We start from the raw sequence: 18,791 nt of genomic DNA on the forward strand, positions 1-18,791 counted from the left end.
TACGAATATTTAATCCATTGAAAAGATGAAAACTTATTGGCTTTTGTTATTGTTGTGTATTGGGTTACCAGCTCATTCTCAGCAAAAAGAAGCAGGAAAACAAACTTATTCTGCTAATTGGGAATCTTTAAAACAACACCAAACTCCGGAATGGTTCCGCGATGCTAAATTTGGGATCTATTTTCACTGGGGTGTTTATTCGTATATGGGCGAGGGAGAATGGTATTCGCACCACATGTATGAAGACAAAGACGAGGGTTGGAATCATGATTTAAGAGAGCATCATGTGGAGACATATGGGGATTCAACGCAGTATTATGATTTTATTTCAAAATTTACCGCCAAATATTTCGACGCCAACGATTGGGCAAAGTTGTTTAAAGATGCTGGCGTTCGTTTTGTTGGACCTGTAGCCGAACATTGCGATAATTTCTCGAACTGGGACAGCAAAGTAAATAAATACAACAGTGTTAATTATGGACCTAAACGCGACATTGTTGGCGAATTGGAAAAAGCTATTAAAGGACAAGATTTGAAATTTGTGACCACTTTCCATCACAGTTGGGAGTGGGGTTGGTATAATCTTTGGAATGGTTTGGCCGACACTACCAATACTGAATTTAGAGAAATGCTTGGTGAAGTAACGTCTCCGGAGACCTTCTATCGTTTGGGTAAGGATGCAAGTGGACAATCAAACTATAAAGTTCTTGCTGAAGATCAACCGAGTAAGGAATTTGTAGACCTGTGGAAAGCCAAGGTTTACGAGGTGGTTGACAAATACAAACCCGATTTATTGTGGTTCGATAGTCGTGTGTTCTTGCTTCCCGAAAAGGTGAGAAAAGAAATGGTAGCTTATTACTACAACAAAGGTTTGGAATGGAACAAAGAAGTAACACTAACCTATAAAAATGAAGATTTAGCGAAAGGTGCAGGCGTAATTGATATGGAAAGAGGGCGCTTTGATGAAACGACTGATTTCCCTTGGTTGACCGACGATTCGTATGCATGGAACACCTGGAGTTGGAGTGACAAGCTTCAACTAAAAACACCAGATATTATTGTTGATGAATTAGCCGATATCTCAAGTAAGAATGGTTGTTTGATCTTAAACATCACACCTTCAGCCGATGGGTTCATTCCTCAGGAACAGCGCGATGGATTGTTGGAAATTGGACAATGGTTAAAAGTAAATGGGGAGGCAATTTACGATACTCGTCCGTTTGTTACTTATGGCGAAGGAGTTACCAAGCTGAATAAAAACCATTTCGGAGGGGTTCAAGGACGAGGAGTTCAGTACACTGCAGAAGATTTTAGATTCACTCAAAACGGGAAAAACCTATATATTATTCAACTGGGAACACCAGAACCAGCGAAAGAATTTCTATTAAAATCTTTTGCGGAGGATGGAAAAGCTGCAGGAATGAAAATATCTAAGATCCAAGTATTGGGTAGTAAGGAAAAAATTGTTTGGTCGTTAGCGAAAGGTGGTTTAACACTTACTTCTCCGGCAACAATACCAAACGATAAAGCTGTTGTTTATAAAGTTATTTTGAAATAAATAATACGATCGCATTCGACAAATAAAGAAGACAAGTTTTATTCGTAAAGTTTAATATATTTCATAACAATGAAAAAAATCATTCAAATAATTGTATTGGCAGTAGTTGCAATGAGTTGCTCCAATACTCAACAGCCCAATATCATTTATATCATGAGCGACGATCATGCAGCTCATGCAATTGGTGCTTATGGTGGTCGTTTGGCTACATTAGATCCGACTCCAAATTTGGATAAATTGGCTAGTGAAGGAATGCTGTTCGAGAATTGTTTTGCCACTAATTCAATTTGTACGCCAAGTAGGGCAACAATACTTACTGGCCAATACAGTCAAACAAACGGTGTTCTCGATCTTGACGGCGTGTTGGATACGAGCAAACAGTATTTACCCGTAGAAATGAAAAAGTTGGGTTATGAAACAGCAATTATCGGGAAATGGCACTTGAAAATTGAACCTTCGGCATTCGATTATTACAGTGTTTTGGAAGGACAGGGAAAGTATTTTAATCCTGAATTTTACGAAAAAGGGAAAGGGAAATATCCCAATAATATCGTGAAAACAGAAGGTCATTCGTCGGATGTAATTACCAATAAGGTGATTAGCTGGATTACGGGTAGAAAAGACAAGAAAAAACCGTTCTTTTTAATGTATCACTTTAAAGCTCCTCACGATTGGTTTGAAAATGCTCCTCGTTACGATAGCTATCTTGCTGATGTTAAAGTGCCTGAGCCTGAAAATCTATATTCGCAACCCAACTGGGGATCGGAAGGTACACGTGGACGAAATGACAGTTTGATTCATGAAATTGGCACTTCGGTTTCTCGCAGACACCAATTTAATGGCTATGTTGATCATTTTAAAATTGATAAGAACATACCTGACCACGAGGCCACTTCAATGGCTTACCAAATGTATTTGAAAAAATATCTGCGTTGTGTAAAAGGAGTTGATGATAATCTTGGGAATTTTTTTCAATTTTTAAAAGACAATGATTTATACAAAAATACAGTGATTGTTTATTCGGCCGATCAGGGGATGATGCTGGGAGAGCACGATATGGTAGACAAACGCTGGATGTACGAAGAGGCTACGCGCATGCCTTTTATCATTCATTATCCGGAATTGGTAAAAGCTGGGCAACGTAGCCAAAGTATCATCAATAATACCGATTTTGCGCCAACATTAATCGATTTGGCAGGAGGAAAAGTTCCGGATAAGATGCAGGGGAAAAGCATTATTCCTTTGTTGAATGGAGAGGAACCGGCCGATTGGAGAACAGGGACTTATTATCGTTACTGGATGCATTTAACGCATCACGATATACCTGCACATTTTGGGATCCGAACCAAAGACTATAAGCTTATTTTCTTTTATGGTCGTCACTGGGATTTGAAACAGGAAGGTGATTTGTCAAGAAATTGGTTGACTCCGGATCGTTCGTTTAAAGTGCGACCAACTCCTGTTTCGTGGGAATTGTACGATTTGAATAAAGACCCGCATGAAGTAAATAATGTGTATAATAATCCGGCTTATTCGGAAGTGATAAAAGAGTTAAAAGTTGAACTGAAACGCCAACGCGAAGCGTACAATGAAACTGACAAAGCTTATCCTCATATTCAAAAAAATGTGGATGAAAATTGGAACTAATCTAGTTGTTAATACAATTTTATAACAAGCATAAAAGAACCGGTTGAGCATCTGCTTCAACCGGTTTTTGCATTTATGTTTTATCGTCGTGTAATAGTCTTATTTTTAAATTCTTAAGCCAAAACCAAAATCCCAACACCAAATACCCAATTCAATGCTAATAATATAGAAACTACACACTTTTCGTGATGAAGGGAGAGAAATGCATGTGAGATTGATTTTCATGGATGAACTATTTATATAAGTGAATTTTGAAAAGGGAATGCAAGCAGTTCGTTGCATTCGCTCCTTTGCTATTATTCTGATTTCATATTTAACTTGTACCAGTTGATGTTACGGGTAAAGTACATGGTGATTCCTAGAATTAAAGCCAAACCAATACTTCCCATTAACAGAGCATAATCGGCTAATTGCAGAGTGACAAATAAAAAGCCGTAAATACCCAAAATAGTGGCGCTTAGAACTCCAGTAAATTTGTTCGATTTAAAAACGCTTTTGGCATAAATGATTATCATGAGCGAGGTGAGTCCTGCAGAAATTAAATAGGCAATATTGAAATTGGAATGTTCCGATATGGATATCAGTAATATGTAGAAAAGACAAAGTGCCAAACCAACAAGGGTGTACTGAAAAGGGTGAATTTTTCGGCCATTCATAATTTCTACTAAGAAGAAAACCAAGAATATTAAAGCGATCGTCATCACTGCATATTTGGAGGAGCGCATGGACTTTTGATAATCATCCAAAGGCATAATCAGATCAACTCCTAATATTGAATACTGCATTTCTTCGCGCATGTTTTTGTCGACCCAAGATTGTGGATAGTTACGATTGAGTTGTAGAATCTTCCAATCGGCCGTAAACCCATCATCAGTTACTTCTCGGTTGTCGGGAAGAAAATTACCGTTAAAACTAGGCGAAGACCAAGGGGAACTTAGGTTTACTTTTGTGGTACTACCTAGCGGTATAAAGGAAAGGTTCTGACTTCCTTGCAAATTTAAGTTGAATGAGAAATCGATATTTGAATTTATTTGTTCGCTCAAATCTGGCAAATCGATACTAATGCCCGAACTAATCATCTCGCTTAGTTTAGAACCTGGTTGAACCTCAAGCTTTTGTGCTCCCCAGTTCAGCGTTACCTGATCTTTTATTCCTCGAAGATCGGATATTCCAACGGTTAAGAATGCTTCGTTGTATTTAATTTCTTTTAAATGATCTTCATCTACTTTCACTTTTAGTTTGTAGTGTCCCGAAACTTGTAAAGCGCTTCGGTATACCACCACCTCATAAATTCCTCTTTTCAACTTTTCGGGTTCTATTTTACCTGTTACTTCTAGTTGCTCGGGAAGTAGGTACAGGTATTTTGTTTTAGTGATGGTTTTTTCATCCTCAAGTTCGTACTCATAAATTAATGGGATGGTGAGTATTGGGCCATTAATTTGTTGACTGCCAGCCCATTTTTGGCTTACTTCGTTTAATACCGATTGATTGAGCACTTCTCTTTCGCTGATGATGGATTTAATCATGCTAGCAGGAATCAATAATAGAAGCATTAAAATGGCAATGGTTCCTAATTTTAGTCCAACCGAATTCTTAATCCAGCTGTTTACTTTGTCGAATGGTGATTGGGTATCGTTCATTTTATTTTTGTTTTAAAAGTACTTTGGATTTCAAAGTAGATGATGAAAAAAAATTATTTAAGCAATTGCTCTATGGCCTTTATGTGTTTGATAAAGGCCAACTTGCCTTCATCCGAAGCAGAATATTTGGTGTTTGGTTTTCGATCGAGAAACTCCTTTTGTACACGAATGTATTCGCTTTTTTCAAGCGACTTTAAATGGCTGGCTAAATTACCATCGGTAACGCCCAATAGGTTTTTAAGAGCATTAAAATCGAGGTAATCGTTTACCACCAAAGCCGACATAATTCCTAGTCGAATTCGGTTTTCGAAAGCTTTATTTAAATCTTTAAGTAGTTCCTTCACGACTTGTATTTTATCTCCATAATTATTCCATAAACGATATGAAGTACACCGAATCCAATGCACCAAAAAATTAAACCATATCCGATGAAATAAGTTGCAATCAAACCTAGTAATATTTCAAGTATTCCCAAACTACGAATTTCGCTTATTGTGTATTTACTGGCATTTACCAAGGCCAAACCGTAAAATAGTAAGGTAAGTGGTGCAATTAATCCAATGTATCCTTTTAGGAGTAGAAGCAGGCAAAATACACCACCGCTAATTAATGGAATTAACAAATTAATTAGAAGTGTTTTGGTTTGAGAATCCCACACTTTCTGTTTTAATTTTTTCGTTTTTAATCGTGTGAAGAAAATTCCAAAACCTAAAGCAAGTAGCAGAGTTACAAAACCAATCGTCAGCAATTCTACTAGCTGATCAAAACTTAAAAGCGTGCGGTTAAAATCCTGATAGCCAGTGTGGGAATAAATGCTTATCCATGCAAAGTAAGCACCTATCAGTGCAATAAAACCTGCGCCTATTCCTGATAAGCCACTTAAAGAAATAAACTTGGATGATTTGTTCATCATCTCTTTAATGTTCTTTAAGTCTTCGATGTATTTTTGTTGATTCATGGAAAGTACTTTGTAATTCAAAGTAAAAGTAAGCTAAAAATTTAAATAATAATTAATTTCTTGAAAAAAAATCGATTTATTTTATTGTCGTATTGCTTTTAGTTAAGCTTTATGGGAAAAATTTAAGCTTATACGTATAAAAACCTATTTTTAGGAATACGTTCATACACTGTTTTCTCTCATTAGAATACAAACTTACTTTGTTTCTTATCAATTTAAACAGAGTAGTTTATGAAAATACATCAAATTACCATACAGGCAGGTATCGATAAGTTAGGAAATTCGGAGCGTTTGCCCGATTTACAAATTAAAAAAGGAGAAATATTTGGGATTGTTGGACCTACTGGTAGTGGTAAAAGTCAGTTGATTGCAGATATTGAACAATTAGCGCAAGGGGATACGGCAAGTAAGCGCAAAATTTTAATTAATGGCGAAATTCCTACTCATGAACTTCGTACCGACCCTCGGAAAAAAATGGTGGCACAATTGTCTCAGAATATGAATTTTTTCGCCGATATGCCGGTTGCCGATTTTTTAAGACTTCACGCCAAGTGCAGGGGAAAGAATAATGTGGATATAAAACACGTAATCTCTATTGCCAACACGCTTACAGGAGAACCCATAAATGAAAGCGATAATTTAACTATTCTGAGTGGCGGACAAACTAGGGCTCTTATGGTGGCCGATGTTGCTATTATCAGCGAATCGCCAATTGTATTAATCGATGAAATTGAAAATGCAGGGATTAAAAAACACGAAGCTTTACAATTATTATCGGGCGAAGGAAAAATAATTTTGGTAGTTACACACGATCCGGTGTTGGCTTTAAGCGCTCAAAAGAGAATTATTATGAGGAATGGTGGTATGCGCGATATTATAACAAGTACTTATCGTGAGCAACAAATAGCTCTGCAATTAAACAATATCGATCAGTATATTCTAAGCTTGAGAGAGGAGGTTCGGGCAGGTAAAAAAATAGAACAAGTCAATTTTGAGGTATTGCAACAGGAATGGAGTACGTGTAGTACTTGTCTTTAAGGCGTGTGCTGTTTTCGTTAAAATACTAGCGCAAAGAAACAGATTAAGTGATGTTTATATTTTTATATCAAGTTAATTGTTAGTTGTTTAAGCTTACCTAGAAAAGGAAATTATATGAAATTTATTATTGTAGCCGGAACTCCTGGTGCAGGGAAAACTGCCGTGCTAATTCATACCATAAAAGTGTTATTACATCAAAATATAAAACCAGCAGTTGTTAAAATAGATTGCTTGTATTCTGATGATCCTAAGAGGTTTGCAAGCTTGGGAGTGCCCGTTCAGTTGGGTTTGTCTATGGATATGTGTCCCGATCATTTTTCTATTTATAATACCGATGCCATTTTAGAATTTGCGAGAGTGCAAAATTCTGAATTTCTGATTATGGAGACAGCTGGTTTGTGTCATCGATGTGCGCCTTACACTACCAATAGTTTAGGTGTATGTGTGATTGATGCTACTAGCGGACCAAATAATCCAATGAAAGTGGGGCCTTTTTTAAGCTGTGCAGATATAGTGGTGATTACAAAAGGCGATATGATATCGCAAGCCGAGCGAGAGATATTTCGGCAGTGTATTTTAGAAACGAATCCCAATTGTTCAATTATTGAGGCGAACGGACTCAGCGGACAGGGTGCTTCGGAATTGGCGATGCAAATTAAAAGTACCGAAAAGAATGTGTCTGAAAAGGAAAGTTTACGTCATAATGCGCCTTTTGCGGTGTGTACTCTTTGTGCGGGTGAAAAAAGGATTGGTGCATCCTATCATCGTGGTTTGTTGCGGAAAATGAATGGCATGCAAGAATATGTTGGCGAATAAATTGTTGTAATTAGAAATAAGAAGATGCATAAAAAAATAATGGAATTTCTCCCTGGCTATAATTGCGGTCGTTGTGGTTTTGGCTCTTGTACCGACTTTGCGATGGCGATGGAAACCAGTTCGTTAAGTAGTGACCTGTGCCCTTTTTTAATACAGGAACGGTTTAAAGCTGGTAAAAAAGAAATAGAGAGCTTAGTAGCTAGTGGTTTACCTATTTGTCATGAAAAAATACAGGGAGTAATTGATGCTTACGAAGCTGATATTATTTTGGAACCATTGCAAGGCGAAATTTCGTGTAGAGAAGTGTTAATGCCAATGGCTTTGGTTCACTTGCAGATTGGCGAAGTGATTGAATATCGCCCTTTGGGTTGTCCGATAGTGCATTACGGCAAAGTAATAAAGTTAGATCATTTGTTGGTTACGGTGCACTTAATTGGTCCGTGTCGTCGCAAACAAAATGAAATAAAGTTCACTTCTGTAGGATGTTGCATGGTAATTGCTTTCGAGGGACAATTTCAAGGTAAAAGCATTAAAGTTGGCGAAACCGTGCGATTTTTACCAAAACACTGCATGATGCAGAAGGTGCATTCAGGGGTTATCGTTAATCTGCAAGATAATAATGTTTTAATCGAAGGAATTGATTTGAAAGTATGGCAACCTCCAGTTGTATGTTGTTCTATTTAAGGCAAGAAGGTTTTTTTTAAAATGAGCAAACAGATTTTTAGAGAATGAATTCTGGTAGTTGACACCCAGTGTGCTATGCGGGTTACTAGCAAATTGATTCTAAATTTACACTTCAAAAATTCGATTCTTTATCGCGAAAATTACCAAGGCAGCGGTGTTTTTCGATTGTGTTTTTAGTAGAATATTTTCGCGGTGTTTGTCAACAGTACGTTTGCTGATAAAAAGCATTTCGGCAATTTCCTGATTCGAGCATCCTTTGCAAATATTGTATAGTATTTCTATCTCTCTGCTTGTAAGGTCTGTTTTGGGAGGATGATTCTTTTTTCGATTCAAATTTTTAATAATACTTTCAAGTATTTCTGGCGAAAAGAAGTTTTTTCCTTCTAGAACGGCTACAATTGCTTGTTGTACTTCTTCGAAACTTGAATTTTTTAGCAGAAAAGCTTTGGCGCCAGCAACCATCATTTCCGAATAATAATTCTCGTTGGCATGCATCGAAAGTGCAATTATTTTCGTGTCCGGATATCTTTTCATTACTTCGCGAGTAGCTTCGATTCCATTCATTATTGGCATTTCAATATCCATTAGAATAATGTCGGCTTGCCAGGTCAATAGCAAATCCAATAATTCTTGTCCATTGCTGGCTTCTTTAATTTCTTGTTTATTATTCTGATTGTTGAACAGAAAACTTAAGCCTTCTCGAAACAGATCGTGATCATCAACTAATGCCAGTTTTAAAGCTTCATTCATGAGATGGGTATTTTAACTTTTAGGTAAAAACCTTGCTTATTTTTGTGATTCATTTCAATCGTTCCATCTAACGACTTTACTCTTGATCGGATATTTTCAAGTCCCATCCCTTTTATTAATTGTGTTTCTATGGCAAAACCAATTCCATTATCCCGATACAATAGTTCTAACTTATTAGGATAATGCAGAAGGGAAATATCAATATGAGAAGCTTCTGCGTGTTTTATGGTATTGTTGATTAATTCACCGATAATTCGATAAAGAATCAACTCCACGTTAAAGTCAAATCGCTTATTGTTTAAACGAACATCTAAACGAACCTGATATTGATTGTTTAGATGAATTCCTTCAATAAAGGTTTTGATTGCTTTTTCGAGTCCGTATCTTTCAAGCACATGTGGACTCAACTTATTAGATATCTCTTTAATGGTAATGATTGCTTCGTTAACAGCATGATCGGTTTTGCTTGCAATCTGTTTGTTTTTTTCGTTTTCAACCGCAGTATTTAAGGCCGAATTTGTCATTTTAATGCTCGAAAGGATAGGTCCTAAACCATCGTGTAACTCTTTGGCAAAACGATGACGTTCTCGTTCTTCTGTTTTAATTACAGCGCTTAAAACTTTTGCTTCATTTTCTATTCTCTCCTTATCGATCTTGTCTTGCAGCTGAAAAATACGACGAATATAGAAAGCGCCAAAAAACATTAGTAACGAAATAAGTACAGCTATCCAATGGGATGTAAGTGTATCGGAATTGCTAATGCTTTTAGTGAGTACAGCAATAAGTTCAATAACTCGGCGAAGAGCCATCAATAAAAAACCGATAGAAACCAAAATCCACGAGCTATTGAAGCGTGTTTTTGGAATCAGGCTAATGGTAATGAAAAAAGCGCCGAATTGTAATAAAACCGATGCTATTAGTGCAATTTGTAAAAGCATGAAACAAGAGTAAGAATTCTAATGGATAAATACCTACGCTTAAAGCCGTATTTTTTTAAAACCTCACATTATAATTTATTTATATCTGTAAAATATAATAGGTTGATTATTAGTGCTTTATTTTCCCAATAAGTGCAGTTGTTCGTTTTGTTTATTCTTAGCTAAGAATAAAAATAGAAGCACTAATGTATTAAAATATATTTCAAAATAGATAAGATTAGTACAAGTTTAATTTTGTCCTTATGTTTTTTTTTGACTAGAGAGTAATTTTTTTTTTTTGGTTAGTTTAACTGTTGCAAATTGAGATTATTCACATTTAAGTATCCACTTCTATATCTAAAGGTGAAGAATATTAGAAGGTATTTAAAGGTTCTGCAAAAAAGGTTCAATCGATATTTCCACAATTTTAAGTGTACGTTCTTAAAATAATCTACTGAATATAGATTTAACCTCGTGATTAGAGATATAGTTGTTCATAATTTTTTCAGAGGAAAGTATTGGTGGTTGGTACTATACAGTATGGCGAAGTTTATTTTTACAATCTTGCTTAATCTAATATATATGTACATATGTATAGTAGGCCAATATTTATTTAACTTATCTATTTGTTGTTTTGTGAGAGATAATAAAATGTGAAAACACTCACTTTTTATGTGTCAAGTGGTTAAAAACAATGATGAAAGTAGTGTTGGTTGGCATTAACAATTTGATCAAAACAAATTAATTTTACAGTATGTTTATATATCTTTAAATTATTAAGCTTATACTTGTATTTTGAAAAATAACATTAATGTTTACCGACTAAAATGTTAATGTTGTGCAATATGTTAATTTAATTTACAATTAATTTTCATTATGAAAAAAACACTACTTTTAAATTTAGTTATTATGTGCCTAATGTTGGGCACAAGTTGGGGGCAACACAATTATGGAGATGCACTCCAAAAATCAATGTTCTTTTATGAAGCGCAGCAAGCAGGGCAACTCAGTCCAAATAATCGGGTGTCATGGCGCGCAAATTCAACAATGAAAGATGGAAAAGACGTAGGTATTGATCTATCAAAGGGATGGTATGATGCCGGTGATCATGTCAAGTTTAATTTTCCAATGGCCTATTCTGTCACTACACTTTGTTGGGGATATCTAGAAAATAAGCATGCTTATGAAAAAGCGGATCAAGTAAACATCTTTAAGGAAAACATTAAGTATGTAACCGATTATTTTATTAATTGTCATCCATCGCCTAATGAATTATATGGACAGGTTGGAGATGGTAATGAAGATCATAAGTATTGGTTGTCTGCAGAGGTAATTGATATTAAGTCAACACGTAAATCGTACAAGATTGATGCTTCGAAACCTGGTTCTGATCTTGCAGGTGAAACCGCAGCAGCTCTTGCTGCTGCAAGTATCGTTTTTAAAGATTCTGATCCAACCTATAGTGAATTACTATTAAAACATGCAAAGGAGTTATACACTTTTGCAGATACTTATAGGGGTAAATACTCAGAGTCAATCTCTAATGTTAAGGCTTTTTATAATTCATGGAGCGGTTATCAAGATGAGCTTTGTTGGGGAGCAATTTGGTTGTACAAGGCAACTCAAAATGACAGCTATTTAACGAAGGCAAAAAGCGAATATGATAAGCTTGGTAATCAAGGTCAAGAGAGTGTGAAAAGTTATGGCTGGACATTGGCTTGGGATGATAAATCTTATGGATGTTATGTGTTAATGGCTGCATTAACAGGAGATAGTAAGTATTCTGCAGATGCAGAACGTCACTTAAATCAGTGGTTTACAGATAGAGTGAGTAGCGTAGGTCCTAAATTTACACAGACAGGATTTCCTGTTTTAGATATGTGGGGGTCATTTAGATATGCTGCAAATACAGCTTTTTTAATGCTTGAGCAGAGTGATAATATGAGCGATGCCACAAAACAGGCAAAATATAGAAAGCGTGCCAAGGAAATTATGGATTACTTGTTGGGCGATAATCCTCAAAAAACAAGTTATGTAATTGGCTATGGTGCTAAATATCCTTTAAATCCTCACCATCGTACAGCGCATGGTTCTTGGAGTGATAATATTAGTTCACCTGTAACAAGCAGACACATATTATATGGTGCTTTAGTTGGTGGACATGAGGAAGCAGACGATTATAATTGGGAAGATAACAGGTCGGATTATGAAAAAGCTGAAGTTGCATGTGATTACAATTCACTATTTACAGGAGTGGCCGCTAGATTATATGCTGATTATGGTGGTGATGCAGAAGTTAATTTTCCTTTAAAAGAAACTCCTAACGGTGAGTTTTTGGTAGAGGCAAAATTGAATGCAAGTGGTACCACTTTTTCGGAGTATGCAGTTTGGGTGTACAATAGAACAGCTTGGCCTGCACGAGTGCCATCTAGTTTCAAATTTAAAATTTATGTAGACATAAGTGAAGGCATAAGTGCGGGTTATTCAGCATCTGATTATGTGGTTTCTTCAAATAATGCAGACAAGGTTGATTTTTCTAATCTTGTTGCTTATGATGCTTCTAAAGGTATTTACTACACAGAGGTTTCGTTCAAAAGTGGCGAAGTGATCTATCCTGGAGGACAAAGTGAATCAAAAAGAGAAGCACAAGTTAGAATTAGATTGCCATACGAAGCTTCAGCATCAGCATGGGATGTTTCTAACGATTGGTCAGCAACAGGAGTTAATTCATCTTTAAAGGAAGTATCAAATATTCCTCTTTATGTTGATGGTGCATTGGTTTTTGGAAATGAACCAGGACCAGTTGTACCAGTAGATGTAACTGGCGTAGCCGTTTCTTCTAACACATTAACAATTAATAAAGGTAAAACAAGCAAGTTAGTTGCAACTGTTCAACCATCTAATGCAAGTAATAAAGAAGTTACATGGACATCGAGTAACGAAGCTATAGCTACAGTAAGTAACGAAGGTGTTGTTACTGCAATTAAAGAAGGTTCTGCAACTATTACAGTTACAACTAAAGATGGCAGTTTTAAAGCAGTTTGCGAAGTTACAGTAACAGATGTAGTTGTGCCAACTTACACATTAACAACAAGTGTGATAGGTAATGGAACAATAAGTGTATCTCCAGATAAATTAAAATATGATGAAGGTTCTGAAGTGGTACTAACAGCAATTCCGGAAAGTGGTTATGTATTTACGAAATGGAGTGGTGATGCATCAGGAAGTACAAAAAGCATTACTATAACAATAGGTAAGAATACATCGGTCGAGGCTACATTTGAGGAAAGTACAACCCCAGGTGATGTAACGATTATTTCTTTACCATTTAAATTTTCAGGTACTGGAGAATATTTCTGGGAAACAACAGAAGATATTGCTTCTATTAACTCTTGGAGTGATGATAAAGTGGAGGTTAATGGAGTTGACTATACCAATAGGTGGTCAAACCAACTTCCTGCTAAAGTTGATGGAAAATATAAAATTCATTTTGTATCCTCAGTAGATTGGGGTTCTGTTGTTATTGAAGCAGCCAGTAAAAATAGGTCTAATGTTAGCGCAGATGTTCAAAAACAAATGCATTTAGAAATTAAATTATTTCCTAATCCTACTTCTGTTAATCAACAAGTTCACATTAAAAACATAGAGAACTGTAAGACTATAAAAGTTTATTCAATGGCAGGACAAAAAATGCTTGAGAAATCTGTTCTTGGAGAAACGGAGACAGTTCTTTCATTAAGTCGATTTACTCCTGGATCTTACGTGGTAAAAGTTACTGATGTGGAGGGTTTATCGAGTTCCAAAATTCTAATAGTTAAATAAGGTATTTTTTTTTTACATATATACATTTAATTACTACTTAAAAAAAGACTAAAATGAGAAGACAAAAACTATTGATTTTACTGGTGTTAATGGTCACAATGTTGGCGCCAAAAATTAATGCCCAAAATGTTTATACGGAGCGATTTTTAGAGCTGCGTAAAAAAATGAATGATCCGAATAATGGATACTTTAGTAAGGATGGAGTTCCTTATCACTCCGTTGAAACGCTTATGGCCGAAGCTCCTGATCAAGGTCATGAAACTACAAGTGAAGCTTATTCTTATTGGATTTGGATGGAAGCAATGTATGGTGGAATTTCAGGAGACTGGTCGCCATTGAACAATGCTTGGGATAAATTAGAAAAATTTGCTATCCCTACAGCAGCAATGCAACCAACAAGTGGTGACTATAAGACATCTGATCCAGCAGATTACGCTGGAGAACATGCATTGCCATCTCTTTATCCAACACCAACAGATAGTAGTGTTCCTGTAGGAGAAGATCCTATTTCTGGTGAGTTGAAAAATACTTATGGAGACTGGAATGTTTATGCAATGCATTGGTTGTTCGATTGTGATAACTTTTATGGATACGGTAATATGGGCGATGGAAAAAGTACTCCAAGTTACATTAATACCTTTCAAAGAGGAGAACAAGAGTCTGTATGGGAAACAGTTCCACATCCATCATGGGAAGATTTTTCTTGGGGAGATCCTAATAATGGTGGTTTTATGGGTATTTCAATTAAAGATCCTAAATACACTAAGCAGTGGAGATATACAAATGCTCCTGATGCTGATGCTCGGGTTGTACAAGCAATGTACTGGGCTTCAGAATTTGCAAAACAAAATGGCGAAAATCCGGCTTCTGTTCTTCCATTAGATAAAGCTGTAAAAATGGGTGACTATGGTCGTTTGGCTATGTTCGACAAATATTTCAAAAAAATAGGATGTCAGAGCAAAAGTGATGCCGGAGGAAAAGGATACGAAAGTGCACATTACCTATTATCGTGGTATTTTGCGTGGGGAGGACCTATTCAGTCCAATAATTGGGCTTGGAGAATTGGAGCTAGTCATGCACATTTCGGATACCAAAATCCAATGGCTGCTTATGCTCTTTCGGAGGTTGGTGAACTTAAACCAAAATCGCCAAATGGAGCAAGTGATTGGGGAAAAAGTTTGAAACGTCAGTTAGAATTTTACACTTGGTTACAGTCTTCTGAAGGTGCTATTGCCGGAGGTGCTTCTAACTCGGTTGATGGTCAGTACAATGCTCATCCAGCAGGAGTTTCTACTTTTTACGATATGGTATATATTGAGCATCCTGTATACAAAGATCCAGGATCAAATCAATGGTTTGGAATGCAAGCATGGTCAATGGAAAGAATTGCAGAATTGTATTATGTGAAAAACGATCCAATGGCTAAAAAACTTTTAGACAAATGGGTAGCTTGGGTAAAATCAGAAGTAGAACTTAAATCTGATGGTACTTATGCCATTCCTGCTACTCTTGAGTGGTCAGGTCAACCAGATAGTTGGAGTGCGGGTAGTTCAACAACAAATGCAAATTTACATGTGTCTGTAAAAGATAAAAATCAAGATGTAGGGGTTGCAGCTTGTCTTGCAAAAGCGCTTACTTATTATGCTGCAGGAACAAAAAAACATGATGTTCTTGATGATGAGGCACGCGAGTTGGCCAAACAAATTCTAGACAGAGTGTGGGATAATTACTACGAGCCTGCAGGAAAAGGTGTTGCAGTTGAAGAAAAACGTGAAGATTACAAAAGATTCTTTGAGCAAGAGGTGTTTGTTCCAGAAGGATTCAATGGAAAAATGCCTAACGGAGATGTAGTTAAACCAGGTGTTAAATTTATTGATATTCGTTCTAATTATAAAAAAGATCCAGAGTTTGCTAAGTTAGAAGCTGCATATAATACAGGTGGAACTTATAAAGCTAAATATCATAGGTTTTGGGCACAAGCCGACATCGCTCTTGCTAATGCAGAATATGGACGTTTGTTTGGGGTTACAACAACAGCATCTGTAACAGGAGTTAATGTTACTCCCGCAACATTAGAACTAGAGGTTGGCGCAGCAAGCAAAATTTCTGCTACTGTAATGCCATTTAATGCGGCTAACAAGAATGTAAGCTGGTCGTCTAGTGATGTATTGGTAGCAAGTGTTGATAATGCTGGTTTAGTTACTGCAGTGTCAGCCGGAACTGCAACTATTACTGCTACAACAGAGGAAGGTAGTTTTACTGGAACTTGTGTGGTAACGATTAATGAGGCTGTCGTAATTACATGCCCTACTATAGCACTAGATTTTGACTATAGTGGAGTTGGTGATCAATGTTGGTTTACAACAGACGATATTGCTAATATTAATTCTTGGAGTTTAGAAGAACTTACAGTTAATGGAGTTGATTACACTAATAAGTGGTCAAATTCGATGCCTGCTAAAGTGAATGGTGGATATACAATAAGTTTTAAATCTAAAAACTCATGGGGTACTGTTCAAATTAAAGCTGCAGCTAGGGCTGTTACCGTTTCTAATGGAGTTTTAACAAATAATACTTTAAAATTATTCCCAAATCCATCCAATAAAAAAGTAACTGTTTCTGGAATTGAGAATGCTGAATTAGTTCAAGTTATTGCTTCTTCTGGTCAAATGGTATTTGAAAGAAATGTGAGAAGTCAATCGGAACTTACTATTTCAGTGGAAGGACTAATAAAAGGAATGTACTTAGTTAAAGTCGTAGGTATTGATGGAAAATCGGTAACTAAGAAATTAATAGTTCAGTAATGTTATAGGATTTGTAATTGTATTGTTTATTTAATGCAATGCAATAAAAATTACAGTTGTGTAGCCGGAATTATTGTTCTGGCTACACTTTTTTTAAAGGAAGTGTTTTGTTGAAATCTTCGATAAAAGCAGAGTTTGTTTTTGAATAATGCACTTTATAACTATCTATTGCACAATTCAATAATAATTTACATAATATAGTTGTGGATATTCAGATTGGATATGTTTAAATATCATTATTTCAATAAATCATTAGAGTAATATAGTGTGCTAATAAATTAAAAACATGAAAAGAATTTACCTAATATTAATAGGTCTACTGTGTTTTAGTTTAACATGGGGACAGGAAATAAAAATTGATGGCAATAAATTTACACTAGATAATAGTGAAATATGGTTTAATGGAATAAATACACCATGGCATTTATTTGGCGATTTTGGACGTACTGATTTTAATTCAGAATGGTGGACAAATGAATTTGCTAAGTACAAACAAAATAATATCAATTTAGCTAGAGTTTGGATACATATGTCTGGAGAATTTAGTCCTAATATTGATGCCACTGGACATGTTTCGGGAACTAATGATATTTTTTGGGATCACATGGATCATTTGATGAATGTGTCGGAGCAAAATGGAGTTTATTTAGTTCCAGCTTTATTTTCTTTTGATATTACAAAAAATGGATATAAGACTACTGAGCAATGGAGAAAGTGGATACAAAGTGAAGAAAATATTCAAAGCTATATCGATAATGTATTGATTCCAATGGTTAAACGTTACGATAATCGTAAGTTTATTTTAGCATGGGAAATTTGCAACGAACCTGAGTGGATGTTTGAAAATTCAGAACATGGTCCTCAATCATTTAATGACGTACAAAAAATGCATGCGATGCTAGCTACTGCAATTCACGAAAACTGTAGTAAGTTTGTTACAACAGGTTCAGCCGCACCTAAGTGGAATTCTCCTATATATGATAGTTGGGGTGATAAGGAAGGAAATATGTTTTCGGATGAAGCATTATCTAAATCAATCAACAATTCTAAAGCATTTTTAGATTTTTACCAATATCATTGGTACCCATGGCAATCGGAGTGGATGAAATCTCCATTTACGATGACTACGGTTGAATATGGTGTAGATGATAGACCTGTAATTGTGGGTGAATCAGAAGGTAATGATGTGTGCGATAAATATGTTTGTCAAACTGTTAGTCAAATGTATGAGAGTGCATATGTTAATGGATTTGATGGTGTTTGTGCATGGAAAACCCCACAGAATGATGGGCATGGAACATTTGAAAAAATTGCAGTTGCAACCAATGAATTTTATAATAATCATCCAAAATTAGTATATCCTGATGGTTCTGATCCAATTGCTGTAACAGGTGTAACTTTATCGGAATCATCAATTACAATAGAGGAAGGTAAAAGTTTTGTTTTAACTGCGGAAGTAATACCTGCCAATGCTAGCGATAAACGTACGAAATGGTCATCGGCTAATGTTGAAATTGCAAGTGTTGTTAACGGAACTGTGACTGCCAAAAAAGAGGGTGTTACCAAAATTATGGTAAGCTCATATGATGGTAGCTATGTAGCAGAATGTAATGTGATTGTAGAAAAACGTGATATTACAAGTTCTACAATAACATTGGATTTTAACTACAGTGGAGTTGGTGATCAATATTGGTTTACAACAGACGATATTGCTAATATTAATTCTTGGAGTTTAGAAGAACTTACAGTTAATGGAGTTGATTACACTAATAAGTGGTCAAATTCGATGCCTGCTAAAGTGAATGGTGGATATACAATAAGTTTTAAATCTAAAAACTCATGGGGTACTGTTCAAATTAAAGCTGCAGCTAGGGCTGTTACCGTTTCTAATGGAGTTTTAACAAATAATACTTTAAAATTATTCCCAAATCCATCCAATAAAAAAGTAACTGTTTCTGGAATTGAGAATGCTGAATTGGTTCAAATTATTGCTTCTTCTGGTCAAATGGTATTTGAAAGAAATGTGAAAAATCAATCTGAGCTTACCATTTCAGTGGAAGAATTAACAAAAGGAATTTACTTAGTTAAGCTTGTAGGTGTTGATGGGAAATCGGTAACTAAGAAATTAATAGTTCAGTAATATTATAAATTTGCAAT

13 protein-coding genes are annotated in these 18,791 nt (G+C 35.8%); 8 read left to right on the forward strand and 5 right to left on the reverse strand.

What is annotated here, in order from left to right; genetic code table 11:
* The first annotated feature begins 25 nt into the window (after positions 1-25).
* Both BZG02_RS14590 and BZG02_RS14595 read left to right on the forward strand, forming a co-directional pair.
* Positions 26-1,558 (forward strand): alpha-L-fucosidase, encoded by a 1,533-nt coding sequence (locus BZG02_RS14590; protein ID WP_101262181.1) that lies wholly within the window; start codon positions 26-28, stop codon positions 1,556-1,558.
* Positions 1,559-1,627: 69 nt separating this feature from the next.
* On the forward strand, positions 1,628-3,205 hold the full coding sequence (locus tag BZG02_RS14595; protein WP_101262182.1) for a sulfatase family protein: 1,578 nt from the start codon (positions 1,628-1,630) through the stop codon (positions 3,203-3,205).
* A 296-nt stretch (positions 3,206-3,501) separates the two neighbouring features.
* On the opposite strand, the gene creD is transcribed toward BZG02_RS14595, so the two are convergent.
* From creD to BZG02_RS14610, 3 genes are read right to left on the reverse strand one after another with little or no spacing between them, the layout of a single operon-like run.
* On the reverse strand, positions 3,502-4,845 hold the full coding sequence (gene creD, locus BZG02_RS14600) for a cell envelope integrity protein CreD (protein ID WP_101262183.1): 1,344 nt from the start codon (positions 4,843-4,845) through the stop codon (positions 3,502-3,504).
* A gap of 53 nt (positions 4,846-4,898) precedes the next feature.
* The gene (locus BZG02_RS14605) at positions 4,899-5,189 is read right to left on the reverse strand and encodes a winged helix-turn-helix domain-containing protein (RefSeq protein ID WP_096431231.1); all 291 of its coding nucleotides are present in this window, start codon (positions 5,187-5,189) and stop codon (positions 4,899-4,901) included.
* Complete coding sequence (locus tag BZG02_RS14610) at positions 5,186-5,803, reverse strand: hypothetical protein (protein WP_101262184.1); 618 nt, start codon at positions 5,801-5,803, stop codon at positions 5,186-5,188. The genes BZG02_RS14605 and BZG02_RS14610 overlap by 4 nt, the downstream gene beginning before the upstream one ends.
* 231 nt (positions 5,804-6,034) lie before the next feature.
* On the opposite strand from BZG02_RS14610, the gene BZG02_RS14615 reads away from it, so the two are divergent.
* The 3 genes from BZG02_RS14615 (at position 6,035) to BZG02_RS14625 (ending at position 8,341) form a co-directional block, all read left to right on the forward strand.
* Positions 6,035-6,841: an ATP-binding cassette domain-containing protein gene (locus BZG02_RS14615; protein WP_101262185.1), complete on the forward strand. Its 807-nt coding sequence runs from the start codon at positions 6,035-6,037 to the stop codon at positions 6,839-6,841.
* Positions 6,842-6,955: 114 nt separating this feature from the next.
* Positions 6,956-7,657 (forward strand): GTP-binding protein, encoded by a 702-nt coding sequence (locus BZG02_RS14620; RefSeq protein WP_101262186.1) that lies wholly within the window; start codon positions 6,956-6,958, stop codon positions 7,655-7,657.
* A gap of 24 nt (positions 7,658-7,681) precedes the next feature.
* Positions 7,682-8,341 (forward strand): (Fe-S)-binding protein, encoded by a 660-nt coding sequence (locus BZG02_RS14625; protein ID WP_101262187.1) that lies wholly within the window; start codon positions 7,682-7,684, stop codon positions 8,339-8,341.
* A 105-nt stretch (positions 8,342-8,446) separates the two neighbouring features.
* On the opposite strand, the gene BZG02_RS14630 is transcribed toward BZG02_RS14625, so the two are convergent.
* Together BZG02_RS14630 and BZG02_RS14635 are read right to left on the reverse strand one after the other, a co-directional pair.
* Positions 8,447-9,091: a response regulator transcription factor gene (locus BZG02_RS14630; protein WP_101262188.1), complete on the reverse strand. Its 645-nt coding sequence runs from the start codon at positions 9,089-9,091 to the stop codon at positions 8,447-8,449.
* Entirely contained in the window at positions 9,088-10,029 is a 942-nt protein-coding gene (locus BZG02_RS14635; protein ID WP_101262189.1) for a sensor histidine kinase, read from the reverse strand. The genes BZG02_RS14630 and BZG02_RS14635 overlap by 4 nt, the downstream gene beginning before the upstream one ends.
* A gap of 855 nt (positions 10,030-10,884) precedes the next feature.
* Between BZG02_RS14635 and BZG02_RS14640 the strand changes: the two genes are divergently transcribed.
* From BZG02_RS14640 to BZG02_RS14650, 3 genes are all read left to right on the forward strand, one after another.
* Positions 10,885-13,830 (forward strand): glycoside hydrolase family 9 protein, encoded by a 2,946-nt coding sequence (locus BZG02_RS14640; protein ID WP_101262190.1) that lies wholly within the window; start codon positions 10,885-10,887, stop codon positions 13,828-13,830.
* Between the two features lie 53 nt (positions 13,831-13,883).
* The gene (locus BZG02_RS14645; protein ID WP_101262191.1) at positions 13,884-16,634 is read left to right on the forward strand and encodes a glycoside hydrolase family 48 protein; all 2,751 of its coding nucleotides are present in this window, start codon (positions 13,884-13,886) and stop codon (positions 16,632-16,634) included.
* Positions 16,635-16,920: 286 nt separating this feature from the next.
* Positions 16,921-18,774 (forward strand): Ig-like domain-containing protein, encoded by a 1,854-nt coding sequence (locus BZG02_RS14650; RefSeq protein ID WP_101262192.1) that lies wholly within the window; start codon positions 16,921-16,923, stop codon positions 18,772-18,774.
* Positions 18,775-18,791 lie beyond the last annotated feature (17 nt).

The organism is Labilibaculum filiforme (genome assembly GCF_002843315.1).
Lineage (GTDB): Bacteria > Bacteroidota > Bacteroidia > Bacteroidales > Marinifilaceae > Labilibaculum > Labilibaculum filiforme.